The following is a 23,544-nucleotide window of genomic DNA, read 5'->3' as shown; positions in this document are numbered from 1 at the left end:
TCTCTATTCACTTTTACCGAACTTATCATCCTGCTGTACACCGTTAGTATATTAAAAAATTATTTTTAAATTTGAAATAGCATAGCATCTTTCTTAATTCCCGTTCCCTTTGTAATCTTCCGTGCCTTGTAACATTTAAATAAATAGTTATGAAGCGCAGTTCATTTTTTAAGTTGTTTCTTGCCGCAGGCTCTGTTGTATCTTCTCCTTTTTCCTCATTTGCCAAAAAAGACATTAAGAGGGTAGGCAAAGGCTTTAAAGTAGATGCCGGTAAAGACAGGTTTGATAAAAGCATTTCGCTTTTTGAAGGCGATACCTTTTATACAAAAGTAGCTACAGAAGACACGGACGGTGATATATTCGTTTTTGAATCGAGCCGGTTAAAAGAAGGCGGTCCGGGCCTGCACTTTCATTTTGATCAGGATGAATGGTGGTATGTTCTCCAGGGAGAATTCCTGATTAAGGTAGGAGAGACCACTTACCGGGCTAAGGCGGGTGACAGCGTTTTCGGGCCTAGAAAAATAGCGCATGCTTTTGCAAAGGTCGGAGAAGGAGAAGGGAAATTGCTGATGTTCTTTCAGCCCGCCGGTAAAATGGAAGACTTCTTTAAGAAAATCAGTGAGGGGGTAACAAAGAGCATGTCCGAAGAAGAAAAAGATAAATTTTGGGGCGACCATGGAATTAAGCGGGTGGGGCCGCCACTCAAAAATTTAAAGATGTAACCTTCCTTTGTGATTTCTTTATAACCTAAATAGCCCAAGTGTTATTTTATTATCCGTTTTTTAAAATGCATTTCTTTTTTGTATAAAAGTTTTAGTTTTAATATCTGTTCCTTCCCTTGAAAATTATACTGCTTTCCACTTAGCTACAGTTTACAACAAATCTTAACTTTTTAAATTATCATCAAATGAAAAAGATTTATTTCAGTTCGTTAGCTATTCTGTTTTTCCTGGTTGCCTGTAAAGACAATTCAACAACAGCTACAGGAAACGACAATTCCCAAAACGAGAAAAACATCGAAAACAATCTTAAAGTATACAAAGCTATCGAAACCGGCAACATGGCTTCTGTGGATTCACTGTTTGCAACAGACGTTCTGGACCATGACGGCCCGCATGGGACCGATGTTAAGGGCAAGGACAGTGTATTACACATGCTGGCGGATCTTCATAATCACATAAAGGATTTCAAGCTTGATGTAATTAGCAGCGCAGCCAATGGCGATTATATTTTTAGCCTCGTGCATGTTACAGGCACCCTCGCTGATTCTGCTATGGGTAAGGCCGGCGAAGCAATAGATCAAAAAGGTGTAGATGTTATAAAGCTGAAAGATAATAAAATGGCTGAGCATTGGGGATTTACTGACGATGCCGAGGTGGCAAAAGAAATGATGAGCATGCAAGGTAAAATGAACGCCGGTGAAAGCAGCAAAATGAAGAAGTAATATCATTAAACGTAGCTGCAGGCCGCACACTGCAAATAGAAAAGGATATCGATCTCTGCCATTCTCCGGATTGGAATGAATAGTTAGAAGCTTACAATTGATAGCGCAATTACTTTAAGATAACGCATAAGGACACACGAAATAAAATGGATGAGGTTCGTGAGTGATTCACAGCGGCCGGCAGTTTATGTTGTTGCTAATAAAAATACTTCGCCGCTTGCAGGTAAAAGATTATCCGTTCTGCCAGTAAAATAAAGCTGTTCTATTTCTTTTGTTGAAACGGTCCTGGCCTCTTTAAGACCTGTTTCCTGAGCTAAAGCCAATATTTCATTTGGTGCAAAAAAACTTACAAACGGTGTTCCTGCTTCCCGGGCACTCTTCTCGCCAATTTCCTGCATCGGTTTGTCTTCATCATCCAGGAGCTCCATAGGCAGGTAAAATGTCATCGCAAGCTTCGAGCCCGGTGCAAGGGTGGCAATTTGAGTGAGGGTGGCCCTTATCGCTTCTTTTGTAAGGTATAAAGTAACACCGGTGCATGCAACAACTGCAGGCTTGCTCTTGTCAAATCCGGCTTTTATTAACTCTGCGCTCCAGGAAGAAGTTTCAAAATTAGCAGGAACAAAGTGCAACGTGCGGGGAACAGGAAACCCCAGCTCCGCCAACCGTTGTTGCTTCCACTCCAATGTACCCGGCTGGTCCACTTCGTATACCTGTAGGTTAGCCGCCGCCGCCGGCCTTCGCAGGGCAAAGGTGTCGAGCCCTGCACCCAGAATAACATACTGACTAATTCCCTTTTTGCTTTGTTCAATAATTAAATCTTCAATAAAACGTGCACGGGCTACAATAGCAGCCCTGAGCCGTCTTGTATATTTCATATCGGGCCGCTCCTGCCAGCTGGCAGGTGGTGCTATCAATTTCAACCCGATTTCGTCTTCAAGTATATAAGGTTTTGCATCTATTTGAACGTGCAAAGCTCTCCATAAGGCTGTCCTTACTGCAGTGTTATCGGGTTCTGATATTATATTGGGTTCTTCCATATTATCTTCTTGTCAAACATTTATCACTAACGTTCACGCATGTTTGATCATCGCAAAATTAGCATTTTGTTTCAGCAGTAAAATGCAAACAAAAATGCAAAAGTTCATAAGTAATAGTTGTGCAGGTATGGTGGATTATAACATATACTTTTTAAAATATGGAGTAACTAACGGAGAAGCTAAAACGCACAAATAAACTTTTAACAAGTGACGGTCTTTAATTATTAAGTAAAAAAGAATTACTTAAATAAATATTACCAAATATAACAATGAAAGCTTATTGCCTGTTCCTTTATTCCATACTCTTATGCACGCCGTTATTAACCCGCTTTGCTACTAAATTTTTGATGAAGCTGTTTCCCTTCCCGGGCTATTATTTCAATAATTTCCACGATATCTTTTGCTGAAGTTCTGAAATTTACAATACAGGCTCTTAAACAATATTTATCTGCTACCACTGCGTTTGATAGAAATAATTCCCCTCCGCGTTGTAATTCATTCAGTAATTTTTCATTTAAGCCGTTCAAATAAGTTTCATTTATTTTTTCGTCTTGCAAATAATCTGCAGGAACGTAGCGGAATGTGGTAATGCTTAAGTTATTTGATATTGCTTCAATCTCGGGATGCTTTTTTGCCTCTTCAAACAGTAGCTGTGATAGTTCAATATTTTTGTTTATCATTTCTATGTAACCATTCTTTCCTGCCTGTTGTAAAGCCATCCAAACTTTTAATGCCCTGAATCCTCTTGAATTCTGCAGGCCATATTCATAAAAATTAAGAGATGGTTCGTCTTCGCTGTTATCGAAGTTGTAATAAACAGGATGAGCACTATAGGTGTCAACGAGGTGCTGTGGATTTTTTACCAGAGTGCAGCCAGCTTCGAGCGGCGCATACAACCATTTGTGTGGATCTAGTGCAATGGAATCCGCTTCTTCAATTCCCTTGAACATGTTTTTGTATCGTGGAATTACTGCGGCAGGAATTCCATAAGCGCCATCAACATGAAACCATAAATCGTGCGCTTTGCAAATAGCTGCTATTTCGGAAAGATTATCAACTGCACCGGTGCTAACATCTCCTGCGTTGGCAATTACCAGGAAAGGTTTTTTACCCTTATTTAAATCATCCTTAATTGTTTGTGAGAGAATTTCCGTTTTCATTTTGTTGTCTGCATCTGCCGGTATCCACCTGATAGCTTTTGTACCATGCCCGAATAGAACTGCAGCTTTTTCAACCCATGTGTGCGTTGCTTTCGAACAATACAAAATCATTTCATCATGCATGTTCATTAACCCGGTTTCCTTTATACTCTTCGGAGCTTTGGCAGTTCTTGCAGCTAAGAAAGCGGTAAAGTTTGCCATGTTGCCGCCGCTGACCAATATTCCACCGCAGGAAGGAGCAATACCAATAAATTCTGCGAGCCATTTTATTGTCTGCTTTTCAATTTCTGTTGCTATAGGGCTTAAAATGTTTGCACCCACATTGGGGTTTACAGCGGCTGCTAACAAATCTGCCAACGCACCAATGGGTGTAGGCGACGAAGTGATGTAACCAAAAAATTTTGGATGCCCGTTAAGCAATGAATGGTTAAGTAACAGATCAGCCGTTTTAGAAACCAATGCTGAAACAGGTACACCATCTTCGGGCAATGAAGAGTTTCCCAATACATTTTGTATTTGTGCCGGAGTTTCTCCCGTAGTAACAGGTCTTTCATCAATAGTGTTCATGAAATCAGAAATGGTATCGATTAATTGATAGCCAACTTTTTTAAATTCAGCTTTACTGATTTCAATGGGGGAGTTGCGATTGTTTGTCATTACAAGGGTTTTGTTTTTGTTGAAGTCGATTTGTTGGTTATAGTTTTTCAACACAATGGCTACCGGGTTCCTTTTCCGGTGAATGGTACAATCATGGGTACCTTTTTCTGATATTCTTCATATTCTTGTCCATGAATTTTACGCAGGTCTTTTTCTTCTAAAAATTTTATAGCAATAAGAATATACAGGGTTGTGGTTATCGCAAATATTAGATGCCCCATGGTCATAACCGGAGTTGCCCAGAATGCAATGATAAAACCCAGCATAATAGGGTGCCTTACTATCTGATAGAAAAAGATCATTTTCAAAACCGGGTGTTGAACCTGCTTTTGCCTGCTTAACAAATTTTCAAAAATTTGCTTCAACCCAAACAATTCAAAGTGATTAATCATAAAAGTAGAAAGAAATACAATTAGCCATCCGAAAAAATAAACGGCGTTTAAAATTGTAACAGCCGTTTTGTTTTCAGTCTTCCAAACTACCGACGTTATTGGTTGCCATTGCCAATACAACAACACCAGGATAAGGCTTGACAAAAGAACATAAGTGCTGCGCTCGATCGCCGATGGAATAATATTTGTCCACCATTTTTTAAATGCAGGCCTGGCCATTACACTATGCTGTATTGCAAACAGGCCTAATAAAAGAGAATCGAATAAAAGGGCTTGCGTAACACTTATACCAACGCCGGAATCAATTGTTTTCGGTACAATAAAGTTTCCAACAAATCCTATTGCATAAAGAAAGGCTACAAGGAAAACGACATAAGCGATAATGCCATAAAGAAAGACGATTAATTTTTTCATAATACTTATTTTTTAAGATGATATTAATTACCGTGTAAAACTAATTACCCCCTCACGGTAAGGCATTACTGTAAAGTCCAGATATCATTCTTAAAAGTTCAGGCTGCAGGCAATTTCTTTATTGCTGTCGGATGTTTACCAAACCGGGCTTTAAATGCACGGCTGAAATGAGATGGGTTTTCAAAGCCACTGGCAAATGCGGCTTCACTCACTGTCTTATTTAAATTGGTTAAAAGGTGCATGGCATGATTCAGTCTCTTTTCGTGCAGCCACTTGCCGGGTGTAGTATGATAGAGTTTTTTGAAATCTCTTTTAAAGGCAGACAGGCTGCGATTGCAAAGTACGGCATACTGTTCCAGCGTAAGGTTGAAACAATAATTATCATTCATAACCCGCTGCATGCACAGTGACTGCGGTTCGTTCATTAAGGAACAGAAATACGAAAGTAATTCTGCATTAAGCGGGTTATCCGCAAGAGTTAAAATCAACTCTCTGAATTTTAATTCCAGCAAAAGCGGATCAGGTTCTTTGGTATTGGCAAAATAAGAAGACATCGAAACAAAAAAAGCAGCTAATGTTTCGCTGCTGTTGAGCATTATAACAGGATCATATTTTCTGACGCCCTTACTGGCAGGTATTGTTTTAGATTTTAAAGTTTCGCAAATAAAACCGTCGGGTATAAAAAAAAGTATCAGGCAAAAACCAATATCAAAGAATTGTTCAATAATGCTTGCACCTTTTTGTATAAAAACACAACTTCCTTTTTGCAAATCGTATGAGCCATTTGCGGTATGCCACACTTTTCTGCCGTCAATTACATAAAAAACATAATTATTCTGGCTCCATAAATCCGTAAAACGATTCTTCATCAGGCGTGCCTCAAGCGGGCAATTGAAAACCGTAATAAGGCTATCGCCGCAGTTGAACTGGCGGGAATATTCGGGATGCGTTAATACTCTTTCTATAAAATTGACCATGGCTTCCTGTGGTAAAATTAAGGACTAAAGTAAATTTAAAATACTACGGGTAATTTACCAAAATGTACAAGACTATTATGTCCTTACCGAAATATATATTCGATTACTGAAAGCTTATGTAGCCGCGACGGGAATTCCAAACATAAACTAAAAAATTTAAGAACTAACGTCTAAGCACAAACGTTCGACAGAATCGTTTTTATTAAGTTGTGAAATGTGCCCGGCGTGGGAAGTTCATGCCGCCAGCTTTATATTGCAAATAAGAAGTATCTACTCCCTCGCGTAAAAGAAAAAGCCCGAAAAATCATAACCCGGAAAACGGCAGAAGTTAACTAACAGCGAACCACACACGAATATAAATACCGGCACTTCGTGATTCCAGCAACTTCTTCGTCTTTCACATCGTAAACTGATATATACTGTTTCACTTCTCGGAAGTTTTTGAAGCATGTTTTACGGCGGCACCTTGTTAGAAGGACATTGGAAAAATGCAGTTCACAAATACCTCCCTTACCAGGTGGTTGAAAATGGTAACTGTTACAATGGCTGGATGGAGTTAAGCATAGATGTACCTGGTGAAAAAGTCGTACTTCGTAACACTGCTATAAGTAAGGAGGCGAACAAAATTATTAAAGCAGGGGTATGATTGAAGCCTTTGTTTTTTCCCGGCGTTCTCTCTAAACTGGCCTCTGTGCAGCAGTACACGGTGCCTGTTCTTCAATGCCCGATTAAATAATTATCCGACCTCGCTATCAACCGCCCTTATCCGGCTAGTCCTTTTCACTCATTGATGAATTTCACTAACGTGTCGATATGACCATTCCATCCTTTCTCACAAACCTCGTAACATTCCACTTCAGGCACAAGGCCAATATGGGTAAAATCAATTTTAGTTGTATCATTCTCTTCTGAAAGCTGGAAAACAACTTCAGTATTATTCCATTCTTTTTTATCCTGGAACCAGGGCAAATAACAATCGGTAACTTTCCAAACCACTTTTTTACCGGGCACAAATTCGCTTATGATAAAATCGACAAAAGAAGGTTCTCCAAACGGAACGGTAAATTTATCATTCAATTTCTCAGCATTGCCTAAAAAGTCTTTTCTCCACCAAAGATTTATTTGGCTGATTTTTTTCATTGCTTCTTCAGTTGAAGCATTTACCGTAATTGCTCTATGAAAATCTTTCTTTTCCATTTTAGTTTTATTTTCAAGAAGCTGGTTTCTTACCTCTGCTGCTTTAGCCATTTCTTTTGAAGGTGTACCCACTGTTATAAAGTGAAATAACCAATCTTTAATAATAATGCTCCAGCCTTTCTCACACATCGCATAACATTCTTTTTCAGGAGTAAGTCCTTCGTGTGTAAAATCAAGAACAGTTTTATCGCCACTCGCGCTTATCTCAAAAATCATCTTTGTGTTTGTCCATTCTTCCGTATTGTTTTTAAGCCAATCCAGTTTGCTTTCTGTAACAAGCCAAACGACTTTTTTACCAGGAATAACTTCAACCAGTTTTTGTTTTGAATAATGCTGCTTAGGATGGTTAATGATAAATTCATCATTCAGTTTTGTACTATTGCCTTCAAAATCTTTGCTCCACCATTTTGTAACATCATTGATACAATTAAAAACATCTTGCGGTGTTTTTGCTACTTCTATAGTTGCGGTGAAACTTTCTATCAAGTTGTATAGCTTCTCCTTAATCACAAAATCGCATATCTCCACTAATCTGTCAGATTCATCTTCAAGAACAACACCGTCATAAGTAAATTTGAGCAAAGTGTTACTGCCATTAGGAGTTAGTTCAAAAATCATTTTTGTTCCTGTCCGATCAAAATTGTCTGTTTTACGTATGCTTTCAATTGTAAGCCATACAATTTTTTTATTTGGCACAAATTCAACCACTTTATTTTTTGAATAATGCCCATCTCCTGTTTTAAATATAAACTCAGTATTAAGTTTGATGCTTTCTCCTTCAAATTCTTCAGGCCACCATTTTGAAAGATTAATGACATGATTAAAAACATCATTCGGAGATTCTGCAAATTCAATTGCTACTGAATAATTTGCTTTTTTATAATCTTTATTTTTCATCTTGCTTTATTTTTAATTTTAAAACAAAAAAAGATAAAACAATCAACGTGATATTGTAAAAATCGGAAGTGTTACTCTTTGTAATAACTTTTACCGAAGTTGTTTAGTTGCTTTTCATACTTTGTAGGCGGTAACCCGGTAAAGCGTTTGAAGTCTTTTATAAAATGAGATTGGTCGTAATACAACTCGTAAAAATCATTCCTGAAAAATGATCTTTCATTGCCCTTAATAAATGCCTGATAATATTGTTTGAAACGAATAATTGAAGATAAATTTTTGGGACTTACACCTAATTTATCATTGAACTTCATATTAAGCCAGCGGCTGCTATAACCTGTTTTCTTTTCTAATTCTTTAACGGTTATTCTTCCTTTTGAAGCGATTATTTTTTCTATGCAAAACTCAAAAATCAAATCTTCATTGTGCAACGAAAGTTGTTTGAGTAAGAATTGTTGCAATGCCACTATTTTTTCTTGCGTAGATGTTGTGTTATTAATTTGTTCTGTTAATTGTTTTCCCAGGTTTCCCAACACGTCACTCAAAGGATAAATCTGATTTTGAATATCATTCAGTGTGAAATGGAAAAAGCGATAGGCTCCCTGGGGATTAAATTCAATGCCGATGGTTCCCGTGGCAACGTCTTCATCAACGTCTAAAATAACAGGCACATCAACCAAACCCGTTAAAGTAATATCATGTTCTTTTGAAGCAAATGTTTTTCCATTCACTGCCGCAACAATTCCATTTTGATAAGAAACCGTTAGTTTAATATTTCCGTTCGGCACCACCAGTTTCATATCATCAACAGGCATTTTCCCGCTGCTTTCAAAAAACCACATTTTTTCAATGTAATTTTTCAACAAAAAATGAGGTTCAATATGACGAAATTGTATTTGCATCTTACGCAAGCTTCCTATTTCTATGATTGTATCAAACTAAATTTATAATTTTTTCTCGTACGAAGGATGTTATAAAGCAAAGACCACTATTGTGTAGAATAGTTTGCTGAATCGCCATTTTCAAAAATAAAACAAACCGTTATGTATGCAATGTCGCCTAAAGGGAGAGGTTGCTGAGAAGGGAGTTTTATCCATATTACTTTTATCTTTTAGCTACCAGGTTGTGTCTTCGCTAAAGTTCTTTTGATGCCGACATTAAGTATCCGCCAGTAAATTAAAATATTCATCATCTTCATTTTTACCACCCTGCCCTTTACCCAACGTTTTATAAGTTTCTACAAATTCAATTGAGCTGATCCACTTAACCATTTTATATCCCAACTGGTTTTCTACCCGAAGCCTTAATGGGGCGCCGTGTACCAGCGAAAGCGGATCGTAATTCATCTCCCATGCAAGTATAGATTGTGGCTTCAGGCAATTATCAAGTGTATTGGTATCGTAATACAATCCTCCGTAAAGCCCTTCACCAAAGGAATAAAAAGCGACCGTCGTTACAGAGGGATATGGCTTGACCAGTTCCACAATCTTGCTGATAGGTATGCCGCCCCATTCTGCTATGCCCGACCATCCCTGGATACAATGATGCATAGTAATGTTTTGTTCTTTTCCTAAATTCTTAAGTTCTGTTAATGATAATTCCATCGGGTTTTCAACCAATCCGCCAATTCTAAGTTTGTAATCTTTAAAATTATTTATTGCCAGCTTTTGCCATTCTTCTGAAGAAGGCGCTTTTCCGTTAGGCCAGAAGTAGGGCGATATATCTGCTCTTTTATAATAAGGCTTGGGCTTAAAACGGTTCAATGTAATACGCCATAAATTTCCATTAATGGCAGCATCAGCATGTTGTAAAGCACGTTGTTTATTCCACGAAAGCCAGTGCGCCAGTAGGCAAAACAATATAGTGAATGCAATAATACCTGCGCCAATATATATACCTGCAACGCTGGTTGTGTTATCGGTCCCCAGTACAATGTGGTTCATATTTCTTGTAAGCCCTGTAGCCGCTACCAATGCAACATGTATAATGATGAAAATGACATAAGAAAACATAACCATAAAATGGATAGAACGGGCGCTCTGGCGATTACCAAATAAGGTTGGATACCAGTGAAAACGGTTTTCAATGGCAGGAGACATAGCCAGGCCGGTAAGCATGGCGAGCGGTGCCAATATAAATACGACGGCAAAATAGGAGAGTTGCTGCAGTGCATTAAAATGATAAAATCCATTGGGTTCTACAGGAAAATGGAACGTTGCGTAATGCACAAAAACATTCCATGAATCAGGAATAATTTTCCAGGATACAGGAACGAGGCGCTGCCACTGATGGGTATAAAATAAAAGAAAAATGAAAACAACGCCATTTAAAACAAAAAAGGGAACCGTAAGAAAGTGCCATGTTCTTGCTATGCCAATGGTATGTTTGTAACCTGGCAACCCTGCAATGGGACTGATGTAGCGGGCATCTTCTTTAGCAGTCCAGGTTTTATCTTTTGGCACTTTTATGGGCGTAAAGCGTATCCATTCTGTTTCGGGCGCACAGCCATTATTCCAATAAAGCCGGGGATGATCTGCAAGAATAGAAAGTCCGCTTCTTATTATCAGTACAAGAAAAAAGAAATTAACCCAGTGGCTCAGGTTAAGCCACATGGGAAAGTCTTTTGCGTCTGTAGCTGTAGCCGCCGGAAAAGATAAAGAAGGATCTTCCGGTAAACCCATCAACAAATATTGAAGCCACGCTGCAGCAATGGCTCCAAAAATAATGACTCCGAAAAACAATAACATGTAAGGTTTTAAAGCCATGAAAGCACGACGGTCAGGTGGGTAATGTACCGCTCTTTCTTCTTTGGTAAAATGAGTAAACATTGCTAATAAAGATAATCGATTAAAGCGGGATGATGATTACAATTGCAAACGACAACTTGCAGCTGTGAGCATGCGCAACCATTCGTCTTCCTTCCTTTCATAAGTCTTACCCTGCAAACAAAAATTCACGAGTACGGATGCATCTTTGCATTCCCCATTCCCCATTGACGCTTCACCATTCACCATTGACGCCTCACCATTCACGACTCTTGTCCAATTCTAAAAACTCAGTCGTTATTAGTTTTTAATCACAAAAACAATTAGAATGGAAACAAGAATTAATTTTTTAGAAAATGGAAAAGATGCCTTGAAAACATTGTATCCTGTCGGAGGTTACTTAGCGAAATCGCAACTCGGCAAATCGCTTTTAGATCTGGTTTATTTCAGAGTGTCTCAAATAAATGGTTGTGCTTTTTGCTTAGATATGCACTCAAAAGATTTGCGGGCCGCGGGCGAAACCGAACAGCGCCTTCATACTTTGAATGCCTGGCGCGAAGCGCCTTTTTATAGCGATCATGAACTTGCGGCGCTTGACTGGGCAGAGGCTGTAACAAAAATTACCAATGGCAATATTCCCGATGAAGTGTTTGCAACAGCAAGAAAACAATTTTCTGAACAGGAATTAATTGATCTTACGCTTGCGGTTACGACCATCAATACTTACAACCGCATCAATATTGCTTTTCGGCCGCCGGTGGGAACGTACGTGGTTGGTCAATTTAATTAATTGTTTTGGTTATCTAGAAACAATTGTCCAATTCACAAAACAAAATCGTTATTATTTTTAACCATTAAAACATAAACAAAATGAAAGATTTCTTATTCGTATTCAGGGCCAACGGCATACCAGATGCTTCACCCGATGAAATGCAGGCGATGACCAAACGCTGGATGGACTGGATAGGCGGCATTGCAGCTCAAAACAAATTAGGAGACCGTGGAAACCGCCTTTTTCCTTCAGGTAAAGTTGTAAAGCCCGGCAACATTATTACCGACGGCCCATATTCAGACATTAAAGAATCCATTGGAGGCTACAGCATCGTAAAAGCAAATTCTCTTGAAGAAGCCGCAGAGTTGGCAAAAGGATGTCCCGGGCTTACAACCGGTGGAAGTGTAGAAGTGAGAGAGATTCTCGCAATGTAATTATGTACCCTGAAAAGCTAAATGCCTTTGTACTTTTGCAAGGGCATTTATTTTTATGAAACAAACAGAACTGATACCTCATTTATTCAGAACAGAGTACAGGAAAATCGTTTCTGTGCTTTATAAATTATTTGGCATTGAGCACATTGAAATTGCAGAAGATATTGTAAGCGATACTTTTCTTTCAGCTTCTGAATTGTGGGGACTGAAAGGGTTGCCTGAAAACCCAACAGCATGGCTTTATACCGTTGCAAAAAATAAGACGAAAGATTATTTGAAACATCATTCAATTTTTACTCAAAAGATTTCCAAAGAAATAAAATATGCTGCACCAACATTTCATGAAATAGAAATTGATCTATCAACTAAAAATATTAACGACAGCCAGCTGGCAATGATATTTGCAGTTTGTAATCCTTGTAATCCCGCAGAAGTGCAGATTGGATTGGCCTTAAACCTACTTTGTGGCTTTGGTGCAGTGGAAATTGCCAACGCTTTTTTAACCAACAAAGAGGTAATTTATAAAAGGCTGCAACGCGGCAAAGAAAAACTAAGAAGTGCAAAAATTAAAATAGAACAACCGGGTTTACATGAAATAGACGAACGGCTGCCGGCCGTGTTACTAACGTTGTACCTGCTTTTTAATGAAGGGTATTACTCCTCAAACCAGGATGTGAGTCTGCGAAAAGACCTGTGCCTTGAGGCGATGAGACTAACTTATTTACTTATTGAAAATGACCATACCAACAAGCCTGCTGTAAATGCGCTCTTCTCATTAATGTGTTTTCATTCATCCCGCTTTGAGGCAAGGATAAACGAAGATGGCGACAATATTTTATATGAAGACCAGGACACCAACCTGTGGAATAAAGAACTGGTTGAAAGAGGCGAATATTATTTAAACCTCTCATCAAAAGGTGATGAATTATCAAAGTATCACCTGGAAGCGGCCATTGCTTATTGGCATACGCACAAAGAAGATACCGGGCAAAAGTGGGAAAACATTTTGCAACTCTATAATCAATTACTCCTAATAGAATATTCTCCCATCGCTGCCTTAAACCGCACATTTGCCCTTGCAAAAGCTAACGGCAAAATGGAGGCAATAGCAGAAGCTGAAAAATTAAATCTTACCGGCAATCATTTGTATTATACTTTACTGGGAAATCTCTACACTGATGTTGATAATGAAAAAGCGCTGCAGCATTATCAAAAAGCATCAACCCTTACAAGTTCCCATGCTGATAAGACCACCATTGAAAAAAACATGAAAAGGGTGAGAGCGATGGCAGCGCTTTAAATGACTGCTTTTATAAACACCATAGGATATTCAATCTATCTATTTTCTTTAAAAAATATTTGTCCCTTTAATTAAAAGCTATATTTTTACGGTGTACTACTTAACTAATACACTAATGATAGAGATTCAAAACCTGTCTTTTGGTTATAAAAAAAGAAACCTGCTTTATAAAAATCTAAACCTGAAACTTGAAGTAGGAAGCATCTATGGACTGCTCGGTAAAAATGGAGCCGGCAAATCGACGCTGCTTAAAAATTTCATTGGCTTATTGTTTCCCACAAGTGGCAATATCGCAGTAAACGGATTTATTCCAAAGAAAAGATGGCCTGCTTTTTTAGAAACTATTTACTTTATTCCGGAAGAGGTATATGTGCCTGCTTTGACTATTGACGGTTATAAAAATTTATTCGCACCCTTCTATCCTAAATTTAATGACGAGCAATTTTATAGCTATCTTGATCAGCTGGATGTAAAAGATAAAGGCAAGCTCAATTCCCTATCCTTCGGGCAGCAAAAGAAATTTATAATTGCGTTTGCGCTTGCCTGTAATACGAGGGTGTTGTTGCTGGATGAACCTACTAACGGCCTGGATATTCCTTCTAAAATAAAATTTCGAAAATTAATTGCGTCTGTATTTACTGATGACAAGCTAATTTTTATTTCTACCCACCAGATCCGCGATCTTGATAATTTAATTGACCGGGTAATTATAGTTGACAATGGTGAGTTGCTACTAAATGCCTCAGTTGGTGATATAGCTGAAAGGCTTTGTTTTAAGACGGTGAGCGAATTAGAAAGGCCGGATGAAATTCTCTATAGTGAAGAGTCTTTAAAAGGTTTTTCTGTCGTTACAAAAAACATTAATGCTGAAGACAGCAAGGTAAACCTGGAGCATCTCTTCAACGCGATTACGGAGAAACCCGTAATTGCAAAAGCAATTTTTAAAAATTAAAAAAGACCTGATGAGCAACACATTCAACTTAAAACGGTTTGGACTTCTGTTTAAAAAAACGCTGCTGGAAAAACCAATGCAAATGTTCGGTTTCACCGGTCTTATTTTTCTTTTTATATTGATAGTGTACTACATTATAAAAACTTTTGTGAATTTCCAGGTTGCACAGAATGTTTCGTTTCTTTGGGGGTTGGTAGGAGGAGATTTTATATTGGCCTCGTTTGTGTTTAACTATTTTAGCTCCACTGCAGGCGGTTCATCTTATCTAACGCTACCTGTTTCAAATTTGGAAAAATGGCTTTGTGCCGTTTTAATAGCCGCGATTTTATACCCGTTAATTTTTATGATATTTTACCGGGTAATGGACGCAGGTTTTGTAGCTGCTTATCATAATAGTCTTGATCCTAACGGTCCCTTTTATAAGATAAGATATGATTCAGTTTATCTATTCTCGTTTACCGGCCGCCTGCCGCGAATAGTTTACCCGATGTTCCTCATTTTTTCAGGATTGATGCTAATAGGATCACTTTATTTTAATAAGGTTGCGTTGGTAAAAACAGCCCTGGCTGTATGCATACTTTTTTTCGGCCTTTACGGACTGAATTATCTATTTGCGGAGTTTATGTTTAGCAATATTGACGATGCATTTCCCTTTCAGCACGTTGCTATCCTTGTTGGGAAAGAAGTAGGTTCTGTGGAACTTCCTAAAAATGTGCATGATCCCGTTTGGTATTTTATAAATTATGGCCTTCCGGTAATATTGTGGGGAGTTTCGTTCATACGGTTGCGGGAAAAAGAATTTTAAAATAAATAAATGGAGTTTAAAGAAACACCGGCGATTTACATACAGATAGCAGAATATGTTTGCGAACAGATTTTATTAAAAAAATGGAAGCTGGGCGACAAGATTATCAGTATAAGAGACCTTGCCATAACTATGGAAGTTAATCCCAACACGGTGCAACGAGCTTATGATTTTCTGCAGCAAAGGAATATTATTACTAATAAGAGAGGTATTGGATATTTTATTGAAGAGGATGCAATGGAAAGAATTCTCAGTTTCAGAAGAGAACAGTTTATAGAAAATGAATTACCTGTTTTTATGCGAAACATCTATCTCTTAAAAATAGATTTTAAAGAAATAAAATCTTCGTTTGACCAATTTGTAAAAGACAATTTTAAAACCAAATAATATGAAATTGAGTTCCCGGATATTACTAAGCATGCTGATTATACTCATAGCGGGCTTACTATTATCAAATATGGTATTGAAAAAAGAATACAATAAAATTGATAAAAGCGATCTGCACTGGAACTATACAAGCGTTCTCACGCAGCCTTTTAAATACCTAAAAATAGAAGGAGGCAACATTACCAAAATAGCGTTTGAACAAAATAAAAACTGTTCAGTGCGTGTGTTAAATGATTGGCAGCGGTACCATCCCGAGCTCATACACTCGTTTGTAAAGAATGACACGCTTTTTATAAAGTTTGTACACAGCGGCAGCAATCAAAATGAAAAAGACTGGATGAAATGGACCACGTTGGTGCGCATCTTTTCACCGGAACTTCTTTCGGTTGAAGGTTTTAATACTGACTTTGAAATGTTTAAACTGAAACAAAAAAGCATATCAGTAAATATGTCCGGCAAATCTAAATTTGAAGTGGAAAGCATGATTCCTGATATGGACTCAATCAATGTAATTCAGAAAGATTCTGCTTCTGTTGAATTTGAAATGTCGCCTGATTATAATTCAAAAAGAAGAGAGGATTCAGTTATAAACAAAGGCTTAGCAATTCATTTTGGCGATAACACAGCTCCTCCTGCCAATGGCTTGGATAACATAAAGAGTGATGAAGCGATGTACATTAACTCGGTTAACGCAAATCTGCAGGGATATTCTATACTCGATGTTGGCCATGCACAGATTCAGTCTCTACAACTTAATATAGCAGACAGTTCTGCAATCATTATGTCCGGTGGAGCCTTGAAGAAATTTAAATGAGTAGCTGAATATTCATGTATGTTGTGCTTTCTCACTTCTCGGGCGAAAATGTTGAAGGCGAGGGCTTATTGCGGCATGGCTGGCAATTTTCACCCCACAGTCGTGCGACAACATTAATCGAAGCAAAATTGCACTTACATGGAATGAGATTTAGCAACCTCATCCGGGTGGCCTCGCCCATTTGCATTTACCGTACCGGTCCGCCGTCACTAGCGGGATTATTTAATTAATACCGGCACAGGAATTGCTTTCGTGTAGTAATCTCTTTCGTTACCATTTATATATTTGAAAAGTTCTGTTAAACGCAAAACTTTTGGTGCTGGTGTTCCTATTGTGCGTCAATTATTATAATGGCGCAAATAGTAAAACACTAATGCCCCGGATAATAAATTACGAAAGTGATGTTTTTAAACCTCTCACTATGGTGAAAGTTTTGGTTGCAGACGATGATTCTGAGTTATTAGAAGTTGTTGAACTTGTTTTAGTAATCCATGGATTTAATGTAAAAGCGGTAATTACCGCAAAAGATTTTATGGAGCAGGCAAAATTCTTTATGCCAGATGTAATATTGCTCGATGTAAATATTGCAAACTATGACGGCAGAGAGTTATGTAAAGAATTAAAAGCTGCCGGAAGCCCCTGTAAACATGTTCCGGTTATTTTGTTTTCGGCTATGCACAACTTAATAGAAACGTATTCCGAAAGCGGGGCAGACGGTTTTTTAGCCAAGCCTTTCGATACTGACCAGCTGGTAAATAAAATCAGGGAGCACGCAATAGAGAACTAGGCAATGCCGGCCAAACTGCGTTAATAGCATCTATTAAAACTCTTTTTAAGATAATGATACAAAAAGGCCCCGGATAGATATCCAGGGCCGTTTTAAATCCAATATCCTATGAAAAACCACTTTTAAATTAGGCTTTTATTTTCACATATGAAAATATTTATTCATATTTAATTCACTTTCCTTTAATAGGTAACGCAAAAAATGTGCGTGGAATTAAGTAAACGAAAAAAAGTTGGGCCATAGAAAAAGGACAGAGTGAGATCGTAACTGATTGATCTGGTGCGTGGCTCTGTGCGGGGAGTTCAATAAATTCCATCTAATATCTTACGGTGGTTACTTAAATTGAAGGTTTATTTATACAGGAACCCGCTCTAATAATGATTGTGTCATTTCATGCAATGTGCTTAAATCAAAAGGTTTTTCTAAATAATTATCGGCTAAGTAAGATTTATACTTAACCAAAATGCAGGCACGGTAGAAGTTAACAGGATGGGGAAGTTATTAGTTTCAGGGTGCTGTCGCAGATTCTTGCATATCTCTCGCCCGTCAAGCCCTGCTAAATATATATCCAGTATTAAAAGATCAGGTTTAAACTCACCAATTTCTTTATGAATAAAGCATGCGGTGGTTGATGCCTTGGCAACCTCCCCGGAAGAATATAAATGGTCATCAGCAAGATTTTATGAAACAGGGCTAAAGAATTTTTACTGGCTACCTTTTCAACTATGGTTGAATTTTGGCGGGGACGCCAAACGGATAAACGAAGTGGGCAAAAGCGCCCATAACGGTCATGTGTTTACTTTATAAGTTTTTGAAAAATAGGAACATCGGTTTTTTCTGAAGGGACATATCAATAAAAAAATATTTAAAAAATGTAATAATAAATTGCAGCGCCGGCTAAAAAATTGGCACTCGCGGGCCTTTGATCGCCCGTTTTTTTCAGAAAAGAGCGGCCTCCTTTCAGAAAGGTGGGGCCTCCTTTCAGAAAGGTGGGGCTTCCTTTCAGAAAGGTGGGGCTTCCTTTCAGAAAGGTGAGGCTTCCGTTCAGAAAGGTGGGGCTTCCGTTCAGAAAGGTGGGGCTTCCGTTCAGAAAGGTGGGGCTTCCTCCCGGTTGATTATTGCCTTACCGTATTTTTTACGCTCGCTACCGGCGCTAACCGTTAGGAAGCAAGCGACCTGCCGGTGGCAATGGAATTAAGTGAGGGAAAACGGTTTTGTTCCAGGGGAACAATTGATGGGTAGAAGGCCAGGTAAATGATAGACTTAACGTTCCGGCGGAACGCCGGGTGCTGTTTTCCCGCTATAGCACGATGCGCTCCTACGGAACGCTTTGCGAATTTGAACTTTTGTTCTACCTGCGAAATGTTCCGCCGGAACATAAACGCTTAACTTAATGACATTGCCCGCTAAGGCAAATTTATTTTTATAAAAAAATATTATCTTGTAAGCTCTAATTGAAATTTTCTAATTGAACGCCACCCTTTTTTTTAAAAAAAAGAAAATTTGAAGGCGTTAGTCTCGCTGCACCGCGTTTGTTTTTAATCATCCAATAATATTTATATTTGATAAATATCATAACTACTAATGTATTCTAAAGAAGAGGCTTACCCGAAGATTGCTGAACTCGTTGAAAGATTTTCTGATCAATTTAATAATTACAAGAGAGGCGACTACAACGAAACACAAACCCGTAAAGATTTTATTGATCCTTTTTTTGAAGCGCTGGGGTGGTATATGAATAACAAGCATGGAGCATGGGAAACCTACCGGGAAGTGATACACGAAGATGATAAAAATAAATAAGTTTAAATATATTGTTTGGGTTGAATGATGAAGTAGTGGCGATCGTGGAAGGGAGACAAAAATTAATTAGTTGGCGTTATGGAAAAAAGAGACATCGCGTTAAGACAGTTGAAAGCTGCGGCTCGACATTATAATTCTGGAGATTATATTTGTTCGATCACTTTGTCAGGCGCTGCTGAAGAAATTTTAGGCAGGATAGCTTTAAAAAGAACAAAGTCTAATCAATTAAAAGGTGAGATTGCATATTTGAGAAGCGTTTATGAATATTTTTCTGGAAAGATTCCTGAGGATAGATTTTTAATTGCGAAAATTAATAAAATTAAAAACGAATTGAAGCACAATGACAGTGGCGAAAATGAATGGGTAGATGCAGACTTTGAAGATGAGGCGGCTACATTATTTGTACGTGGTGTAAAAAATTATTTTGATTGCTATAATCAGCTTCCAAAAGATGTTATTATTAACCGATTATTTGATCATTTAACCCTGTAAAATATCCCTTAACTAGTCGCCTTTTCAAACAAAGGCTAGAATTGGGTTTAAAAAAGAAATAGTTAAGGAGGTGGGGATTGTGGAGGGGAGATGAAAGATAAATAAAAAGGGCTTGGATAGAAATCCATGCCCGTTTTAAAAATCCAATATCCTATGAAAAACCAATAAGCAATAATAGCACCGATATTTTTATTGCACACTGACGACTGTTATTCGTTAATATGATTAAGATCACCCAGGTAAGTTATTTTTTTGCATATTTAATATATAGTTCCCAAAAATCCTCCTTCCTCAGTATCCCCTCAGCGCTCTTATAAAAAATGTTTATTAATGAAATAGTAGTCTTGAAACGTTAAGGTTAATAACCCATGTGGGAACGCCAACACAAAAATAATTTGATCACTTTTAAGCACATACAATTTTAAAAATGCCCGAGTTAAGAAAATGGGAGGAATTGGTAACTGCGCATTGCGGTTATTTTACCTGCTTTTTATTATTTTTCGATCTTTTTTTGCAGGTAGCATCGAATGTGAAAAATCAGCTTAAGATAGTTTTGTTTGTCATAGAAATTATCAGCTAAAATCAGATCATTTCAAACTTCCCGGTTTTCTCACTTATATGAATACAAAAAATTATCCCTTCCGTATAATCCGAATCATTTAAGGAAAAAGGCCAGTGATATGATACCAGTAAATTCTTGTCGCCCATTGGTGCTGTTACACGATTTTGCAAAACTTTAATTCCCTTCTCACGTTTATCCTTGTCCGTTAGTTCTTCAAATTCTCCCCAACATATTACACTTTGCCACTTACCCATACTTTCCAAATGCTCTAACTGAAAACATACTTTAGGGTTTTCGCGCATTATTCTCAATTTCATGCCTTCGAAAGTACGGCCATAAATGCAGTTGCCATCATAAGCATAACATATTGGAACAATGTATGTCTTATCGTTAGCATGGCATCCAATGTGTCCTAAAAGTTGGTATTTCAATAAATGCTCAATTGCGTGGTTGTTTAAATTTCCAAACATGTTTTTGATTTTAATAAGGTATTAAATTGGTTATGCGTGCTGAGAATATTTAAAAAAAATCCTCTTCCTGGCCGGTGTCCACCACCGGACATTCCTGAATCGATAGTAGCAACAATAAACTTTTAATTATAAATTTCGCAACGGTTCGGCAGAAAGTAATTCTGCGCCGGGGTTCGTGCCTCACGAACCTCTTTATTCTGAGACACGAACCGGGGTGTTGTGATAATCTGATTAATACCCATCAGAAAGCGTTTTCAAGAATGCTACTATCTCATTTTCTTCTTTATCTGTAAGACCCAGGTTGCCCACCACAGCATTCACATTTTGTGGCACTTCAGGTGCCGGCCAGTTGAACTTAGAGATATCCCTTGTGTTATAAAAATGTACCACCTCCTTCAAGGATTTAAAAACGCCATTATGCATATATGGACCGTTTCTCTTATCAACATTTCTTAAAGTGGGGACTTTTTGTTTACCCAAATTTGCATCAGCCAGATAACTCCAATCCGGGCGGGTTATAAGGAAGCCTCCGAGGCCGGGATCGATCCATGCATTTCCCGCAGGATTAATAGCCTGGCCATCGGGAAGATAAACCTTATCTTCTTTGTAAAACGGATTATCCGGATTTTTGGGCGTACCGATATTTTCAAAGGTGAAATCGGTAAATAAAGGTTGATTCCCATCACTCAAATGGCATGACGAACATTGAGCCTTGTTGCCGTTGAATAGAATTCTTCCGGCTTCTTCATCTTTACTGAGTTGCACTTTGCCTTTAAGATAATAGTCGAACTTTGATGAAAATTGACTTACCTGGCTGGACGCTTCATAAGCTGCTATCGCCAAACCCACCCTGTCATAATTTTTTTCAATATCTGGTTCTGAGTAACTGATGGGTTCACCCCAAACGCTTTTCCACATTTTCGCATAGCTTGATTTGGCAATTTGCTTCAAAACATATTTCTTGGAGGGGTTATTCATCTCAAGCGGATTAAGGAAAGGCCCCAAAGCCTGCTCTGCCGCAGGATTTTTCAAACGCTCACCTGTGGCTCTGCCATCCCAGAAATTACCGCCTATAAAACTCAAGCCATCATAGTGAAGAATCGGACTAAAAGCTGCATAGGCAGCACTTGGAGGCTTACGGTTTCCATAACGTCCCGGAAAAGCTCCTTCATAGATTCCCGAGATGTTAGATTCTGCAGATCCCGTAAAGCCATAATCCGGAGCGTGGCAAGAGGCGCAGGACATGTTGTCCGGAACAGAAATTTTATCAAAGAATATGTTTTTACCTAATGTTTCTATGTTATTTATGGCAAACGGGCCGGGAGGCGTTTTTTCTTTCATACAGCCTTGCATTAAGATGATAGTCAATAAAATACCACCCAGGATGATGTATAAAATATTTTTTTTCATACAATTTTTTTTAGGAGTTTTTGAATTAGATGCCCTTTAAAAATATGTTAATTATTAGGTTATGAAAATGACCATCATTATCATATTCAATGATTATTGTCATAGAAGTATTTGATAAAGCTGTTTAACTATGTACTTCCAATTCAAAGGAAAATCGATCAAAATATTTATCAAATCGAAAAGTATAACTATGAAAGGGAACACATAAATCCAGGAATATTAATTAATAAATAAACAATAAACATCATGAAAGGATTTACAACTAACATCGCAAAAGAGACTTTGCAAAACAATAGTTTCCGAAAAGTTTTATATACGGCAAAGTATAGCCAGCTTGTTTTAATGAGCCTTCAGCCTAACGAAGAAATTGGCATGGAAACCCATGAAAAAAATGATCAGTTTTTTCGTTTTGAAAGTGGGAAGGGCAAATGTATTATTGATAGTAATGAATATGAGGTTAAAGATGGGGATGCCGTTACTGTACCTGCCGGCGCAAAACATAATGTCATTAATACATCAGATACAGAAGCATTAAAGCTTTATACCATCTATTCACCACCTAACCATAAAGATGGAGTAATACGCCAAACGAAAACAGAAGCAGAAGCAAAAGCAAATAAAGAGGAATTTGATGGTATAACAACTGAAAAGTAGTTTTTGATTTGCAAAACTATCTATATATCACTTCCAGTCGGCGCAGGTGTTGCCCACTCTTCGAAGTTTTTATCTTCATGTATCAGCCTAAAGCTTAAACATGAAGTGCATAAGGGATTTCATGCTTCCCCGTTTTGCTGCGCTATGAAAACCCGACAGGCCAACAAAATGGTTAAAACGATTGGTATCAATTATTTCAACCTATAAAATCAGCCATAAGGAATTCAATAAAATACTTAACAAAACAGATAAGCCCATGCCCTATAAGTAACGTACCTTTAAGCGAAGGAAAACCAATTTAGTTCAATACGGGCGCTTTATTAACATACTCCTTTCAATCGTGGCTTCAAGACGTATCTTAATAGTTTGAAATAAGACAAGCGGAATCTTAATTAAAAAAATTACAGATATGCAAAATAATAATGACAATAGTACTATTTATACATTCCAGGAAAGTGGTACTGGAAATTTACTTTTAGAAACCAAAGATATGTCGGTTTTGTCTGGCGTTGTTCCCACGCAAACCATTGCAAGAACTGAGAAAGTAATTATTAAAGGTGTTACTTATGTAGTGGTGGGAGTTGAAATTGATATTTCAACAGTTTCATCCCAGGTTGCCAACCCCGGTCCAAATCCAATTGAACAGCACAATCAATGCGGCGTTCACACTACTGTTTATTTGAAAAAGAGTTTTCATCCACTTAGGAATTTTTTAAAGGGATGAGGGTATTTTTTATTATCGGCCCGGCCCCAGCCAGCAGTAGAAGTATAAATTATAACAGTACACCACCCCCGGATTTCTTAGAATGTTTAAATTATAAAAGTACTGCTATCCTAAGTTTCCCTCGCTCCGGGGCGGTGTCCATCCGGACATTCCTGAATTGTTATTGTCTTGTCCTAAAATAGGTTTACACAAATTAAGTGTAAAATGTATAATTCAAATGAGTTTGTAAGACGGACTTTTT

At 38.0% G+C, this 23,544-nt stretch carries 24 protein-coding genes; 15 read left to right on the top strand and 9 right to left on the bottom strand.

The features are described 5' to 3' along the window. The first annotated feature begins 149 nt into the window (after positions 1-149). A complete protein-coding gene (locus FW778_RS12435) occupies positions 150-722 on the top strand; it encodes a cupin domain-containing protein (protein WP_150415048.1) in 573 nt (190 codons plus the stop codon). Positions 723-907: 185 nt separating this feature from the next. Continuing rightward, entirely contained in the window at positions 908-1,444 is a 537-nt protein-coding gene (locus FW778_RS12430; RefSeq protein ID WP_150415047.1) for a nuclear transport factor 2 family protein, read from the top strand. A 185-nt stretch (positions 1,445-1,629) separates the two neighbouring features. Here FW778_RS12430 and FW778_RS12425 read toward each other — a convergent pair whose 3' ends face one another. The 4 genes from FW778_RS12425 to FW778_RS12410 form a co-directional block, all read right to left on the bottom strand. Then, positions 1,630-2,481: a class I SAM-dependent methyltransferase gene (locus FW778_RS12425; RefSeq protein WP_150415046.1), complete on the bottom strand. Its 852-nt coding sequence runs from the start codon at positions 2,479-2,481 to the stop codon at positions 1,630-1,632. Positions 2,482-2,801: 320 nt separating this feature from the next. Continuing rightward, positions 2,802-4,298, bottom strand: coding sequence for a pyridoxal phosphate-dependent decarboxylase family protein (locus FW778_RS12420; RefSeq protein WP_150415045.1), 1,497 nt, complete (start codon positions 4,296-4,298; stop codon positions 2,802-2,804). 59 nt (positions 4,299-4,357) lie between these two features. Then, on the bottom strand, positions 4,358-5,104 hold the full coding sequence (mddA, locus tag FW778_RS12415; protein ID WP_150415044.1) for a methanethiol S-methyltransferase: 747 nt from the start codon (positions 5,102-5,104) through the stop codon (positions 4,358-4,360). A 98-nt stretch (positions 5,105-5,202) separates the two neighbouring features. After that, the gene (locus FW778_RS12410) at positions 5,203-6,081 is read right to left on the bottom strand and encodes a helix-turn-helix domain-containing protein (RefSeq protein WP_150415043.1); all 879 of its coding nucleotides are present in this window, start codon (positions 6,079-6,081) and stop codon (positions 5,203-5,205) included. A 448-nt stretch (positions 6,082-6,529) separates the two neighbouring features. On the opposite strand from FW778_RS12410, the gene FW778_RS12405 reads away from it, so the two are divergent. Further along, positions 6,530-6,727: a hypothetical protein gene (locus tag FW778_RS12405; RefSeq protein WP_150415042.1), complete on the top strand. Its 198-nt coding sequence runs from the start codon at positions 6,530-6,532 to the stop codon at positions 6,725-6,727. Between the two features lie 134 nt (positions 6,728-6,861). On the opposite strand, the gene FW778_RS12400 is transcribed toward FW778_RS12405, so the two are convergent. From FW778_RS12400 to FW778_RS12390, 3 genes are all read right to left on the bottom strand, one after another. Further along, entirely contained in the window at positions 6,862-8,175 is a 1,314-nt protein-coding gene (locus tag FW778_RS12400; RefSeq protein ID WP_150415041.1) for an SRPBCC family protein, read from the bottom strand. A 71-nt stretch (positions 8,176-8,246) separates the two neighbouring features. Beyond that, positions 8,247-9,074: a helix-turn-helix domain-containing protein gene (locus tag FW778_RS12395; RefSeq protein ID WP_150415040.1), complete on the bottom strand. Its 828-nt coding sequence runs from the start codon at positions 9,072-9,074 to the stop codon at positions 8,247-8,249. A gap of 255 nt (positions 9,075-9,329) precedes the next feature. After that, positions 9,330-11,000: a molybdopterin-dependent oxidoreductase gene (locus tag FW778_RS12390; protein ID WP_150415039.1), complete on the bottom strand. Its 1,671-nt coding sequence runs from the start codon at positions 10,998-11,000 to the stop codon at positions 9,330-9,332. Between the two features lie 265 nt (positions 11,001-11,265). On the opposite strand from FW778_RS12390, the gene FW778_RS12385 reads away from it, so the two are divergent. From FW778_RS12385 to FW778_RS12335, 10 genes are all read left to right on the top strand, one after another. Then, on the top strand, positions 11,266-11,727 hold the full coding sequence (locus tag FW778_RS12385) for a carboxymuconolactone decarboxylase family protein (protein WP_150415038.1): 462 nt from the start codon (positions 11,266-11,268) through the stop codon (positions 11,725-11,727). 80 nt (positions 11,728-11,807) lie between these two features. Then, entirely contained in the window at positions 11,808-12,143 is a 336-nt protein-coding gene (locus FW778_RS12380; RefSeq protein ID WP_150415037.1) for a YciI family protein, read from the top strand. A 55-nt stretch (positions 12,144-12,198) separates the two neighbouring features. Then, positions 12,199-13,443 (top strand): RNA polymerase sigma factor, encoded by a 1,245-nt coding sequence (locus FW778_RS12375; RefSeq protein WP_150415036.1) that lies wholly within the window; start codon positions 12,199-12,201, stop codon positions 13,441-13,443. 115 nt (positions 13,444-13,558) lie between these two features. Continuing rightward, entirely contained in the window at positions 13,559-14,395 is an 837-nt protein-coding gene (locus FW778_RS12370) for an ABC transporter ATP-binding protein (protein ID WP_150415035.1), read from the top strand. Between the two features lie 10 nt (positions 14,396-14,405). After that, positions 14,406-15,200, top strand: coding sequence for a hypothetical protein (locus tag FW778_RS12365; protein ID WP_150415034.1), 795 nt, complete (start codon positions 14,406-14,408; stop codon positions 15,198-15,200). A 9-nt stretch (positions 15,201-15,209) separates the two neighbouring features. Then, entirely contained in the window at positions 15,210-15,587 is a 378-nt protein-coding gene (locus tag FW778_RS12360; protein ID WP_150415033.1) for a GntR family transcriptional regulator, read from the top strand. Between the two features lies 1 nt (position 15,588). Further along, entirely contained in the window at positions 15,589-16,401 is an 813-nt protein-coding gene (locus tag FW778_RS12355; protein ID WP_150415032.1) for a hypothetical protein, read from the top strand. Positions 16,402-16,774: 373 nt separating this feature from the next. Next, on the top strand, positions 16,775-17,188 hold the full coding sequence (locus tag FW778_RS12350; RefSeq protein ID WP_150415031.1) for a response regulator transcription factor: 414 nt from the start codon (positions 16,775-16,777) through the stop codon (positions 17,186-17,188). Between the two features lie 1,584 nt (positions 17,189-18,772). Then, positions 18,773-18,991 (top strand): hypothetical protein, encoded by a 219-nt coding sequence (locus tag FW778_RS12340; protein WP_150415030.1) that lies wholly within the window; start codon positions 18,773-18,775, stop codon positions 18,989-18,991. 78 nt (positions 18,992-19,069) lie between these two features. Next, on the top strand, positions 19,070-19,483 hold the full coding sequence (locus FW778_RS12335) for a hypothetical protein (RefSeq protein WP_150415029.1): 414 nt from the start codon (positions 19,070-19,072) through the stop codon (positions 19,481-19,483). Positions 19,484-20,065: 582 nt separating this feature from the next. On the opposite strand, the gene FW778_RS12330 is transcribed toward FW778_RS12335, so the two are convergent. Continuing rightward, positions 20,066-20,515: a pyridoxamine 5'-phosphate oxidase family protein gene (locus tag FW778_RS12330; RefSeq protein WP_150415028.1), complete on the bottom strand. Its 450-nt coding sequence runs from the start codon at positions 20,513-20,515 to the stop codon at positions 20,066-20,068. 231 nt (positions 20,516-20,746) lie between these two features. Continuing rightward, entirely contained in the window at positions 20,747-21,925 is a 1,179-nt protein-coding gene (locus tag FW778_RS12325; RefSeq protein WP_150415027.1) for a cytochrome-c peroxidase, read from the bottom strand. Between the two features lie 246 nt (positions 21,926-22,171). Here FW778_RS12325 and FW778_RS12320 point away from each other — a divergent pair, with 246 nt between their 5' ends. Both FW778_RS12320 and FW778_RS12315 read left to right on the top strand, forming a co-directional pair. Next, positions 22,172-22,579, top strand: a complete 408-nt coding sequence (locus FW778_RS12320) for a cupin domain-containing protein (RefSeq protein ID WP_150415026.1) — start codon at positions 22,172-22,174, stop codon at positions 22,577-22,579. A 409-nt stretch (positions 22,580-22,988) separates the two neighbouring features. Continuing rightward, the gene (locus FW778_RS12315; protein WP_150415025.1) at positions 22,989-23,303 is read left to right on the top strand and encodes a hypothetical protein; all 315 of its coding nucleotides are present in this window, start codon (positions 22,989-22,991) and stop codon (positions 23,301-23,303) included. The last annotated feature ends 241 nt before the right edge of the window (positions 23,304-23,544 follow it).

The sequence above is a fragment of the Ginsengibacter hankyongi genome (assembly GCF_008710285.1).
Lineage (GTDB): Bacteria > Bacteroidota > Bacteroidia > Chitinophagales > Chitinophagaceae > Ginsengibacter > Ginsengibacter hankyongi.
This window is presented reverse-complemented; position numbering and strand designations above follow the sequence as displayed.

Coding starts and splice junctions, on each gene's coding strand:
- FW778_RS12435 (WP_150415048.1), top strand. CDS start 150: ATGAAGCGCAGTTCATTTTTTAAGTTGTTTCTTGCCGCAGGCTCTGTT.
- FW778_RS12430 (WP_150415047.1), top strand. CDS start 908: ATGAAAAAGATTTATTTCAGTTCGTTAGCTATTCTGTTTTTCCTGGTT.
- FW778_RS12425 (WP_150415046.1), bottom strand. CDS start 2,481: ATGGAAGAACCCAATATAATATCAGAACCCGATAACACTGCAGTAAGG.
- FW778_RS12420 (WP_150415045.1), bottom strand. CDS start 4,298: ATGACAAACAATCGCAACTCCCCCATTGAAATCAGTAAAGCTGAATTT.
- mddA (WP_150415044.1), bottom strand. CDS start 5,104: ATGAAAAAATTAATCGTCTTTCTTTATGGCATTATCGCTTATGTCGTT.
- FW778_RS12410 (WP_150415043.1), bottom strand. CDS start 6,081: ATGGTCAATTTTATAGAAAGAGTATTAACGCATCCCGAATATTCCCGC.
- FW778_RS12405 (WP_150415042.1), top strand. CDS start 6,530: ATGTTTTACGGCGGCACCTTGTTAGAAGGACATTGGAAAAATGCAGTT.
- FW778_RS12400 (WP_150415041.1), bottom strand. CDS start 8,175: ATGAAAAATAAAGATTATAAAAAAGCAAATTATTCAGTAGCAATTGAA.
- FW778_RS12395 (WP_150415040.1), bottom strand. CDS start 9,074: ATGCAAATACAATTTCGTCATATTGAACCTCATTTTTTGTTGAAAAAT.
- FW778_RS12390 (WP_150415039.1), bottom strand. CDS start 11,000: ATGTTTACTCATTTTACCAAAGAAGAAAGAGCGGTACATTACCCACCT.
- FW778_RS12385 (WP_150415038.1), top strand. CDS start 11,266: ATGGAAACAAGAATTAATTTTTTAGAAAATGGAAAAGATGCCTTGAAA.
- FW778_RS12380 (WP_150415037.1), top strand. CDS start 11,808: ATGAAAGATTTCTTATTCGTATTCAGGGCCAACGGCATACCAGATGCT.
- FW778_RS12375 (WP_150415036.1), top strand. CDS start 12,199: ATGAAACAAACAGAACTGATACCTCATTTATTCAGAACAGAGTACAGG.
- FW778_RS12370 (WP_150415035.1), top strand. CDS start 13,559: ATGATAGAGATTCAAAACCTGTCTTTTGGTTATAAAAAAAGAAACCTG.
- FW778_RS12365 (WP_150415034.1), top strand. CDS start 14,406: ATGAGCAACACATTCAACTTAAAACGGTTTGGACTTCTGTTTAAAAAA.
- FW778_RS12360 (WP_150415033.1), top strand. CDS start 15,210: ATGGAGTTTAAAGAAACACCGGCGATTTACATACAGATAGCAGAATAT.
- FW778_RS12355 (WP_150415032.1), top strand. CDS start 15,589: ATGAAATTGAGTTCCCGGATATTACTAAGCATGCTGATTATACTCATA.
- FW778_RS12350 (WP_150415031.1), top strand. CDS start 16,775: ATGCCCCGGATAATAAATTACGAAAGTGATGTTTTTAAACCTCTCACT.
- FW778_RS12340 (WP_150415030.1), top strand. CDS start 18,773: ATGTATTCTAAAGAAGAGGCTTACCCGAAGATTGCTGAACTCGTTGAA.
- FW778_RS12335 (WP_150415029.1), top strand. CDS start 19,070: ATGGAAAAAAGAGACATCGCGTTAAGACAGTTGAAAGCTGCGGCTCGA.
- FW778_RS12330 (WP_150415028.1), bottom strand. CDS start 20,515: ATGTTTGGAAATTTAAACAACCACGCAATTGAGCATTTATTGAAATAC.
- FW778_RS12325 (WP_150415027.1), bottom strand. CDS start 21,925: ATGAAAAAAAATATTTTATACATCATCCTGGGTGGTATTTTATTGACT.
- FW778_RS12320 (WP_150415026.1), top strand. CDS start 22,172: ATGAAAGGATTTACAACTAACATCGCAAAAGAGACTTTGCAAAACAAT.
- FW778_RS12315 (WP_150415025.1), top strand. CDS start 22,989: ATGCAAAATAATAATGACAATAGTACTATTTATACATTCCAGGAAAGT.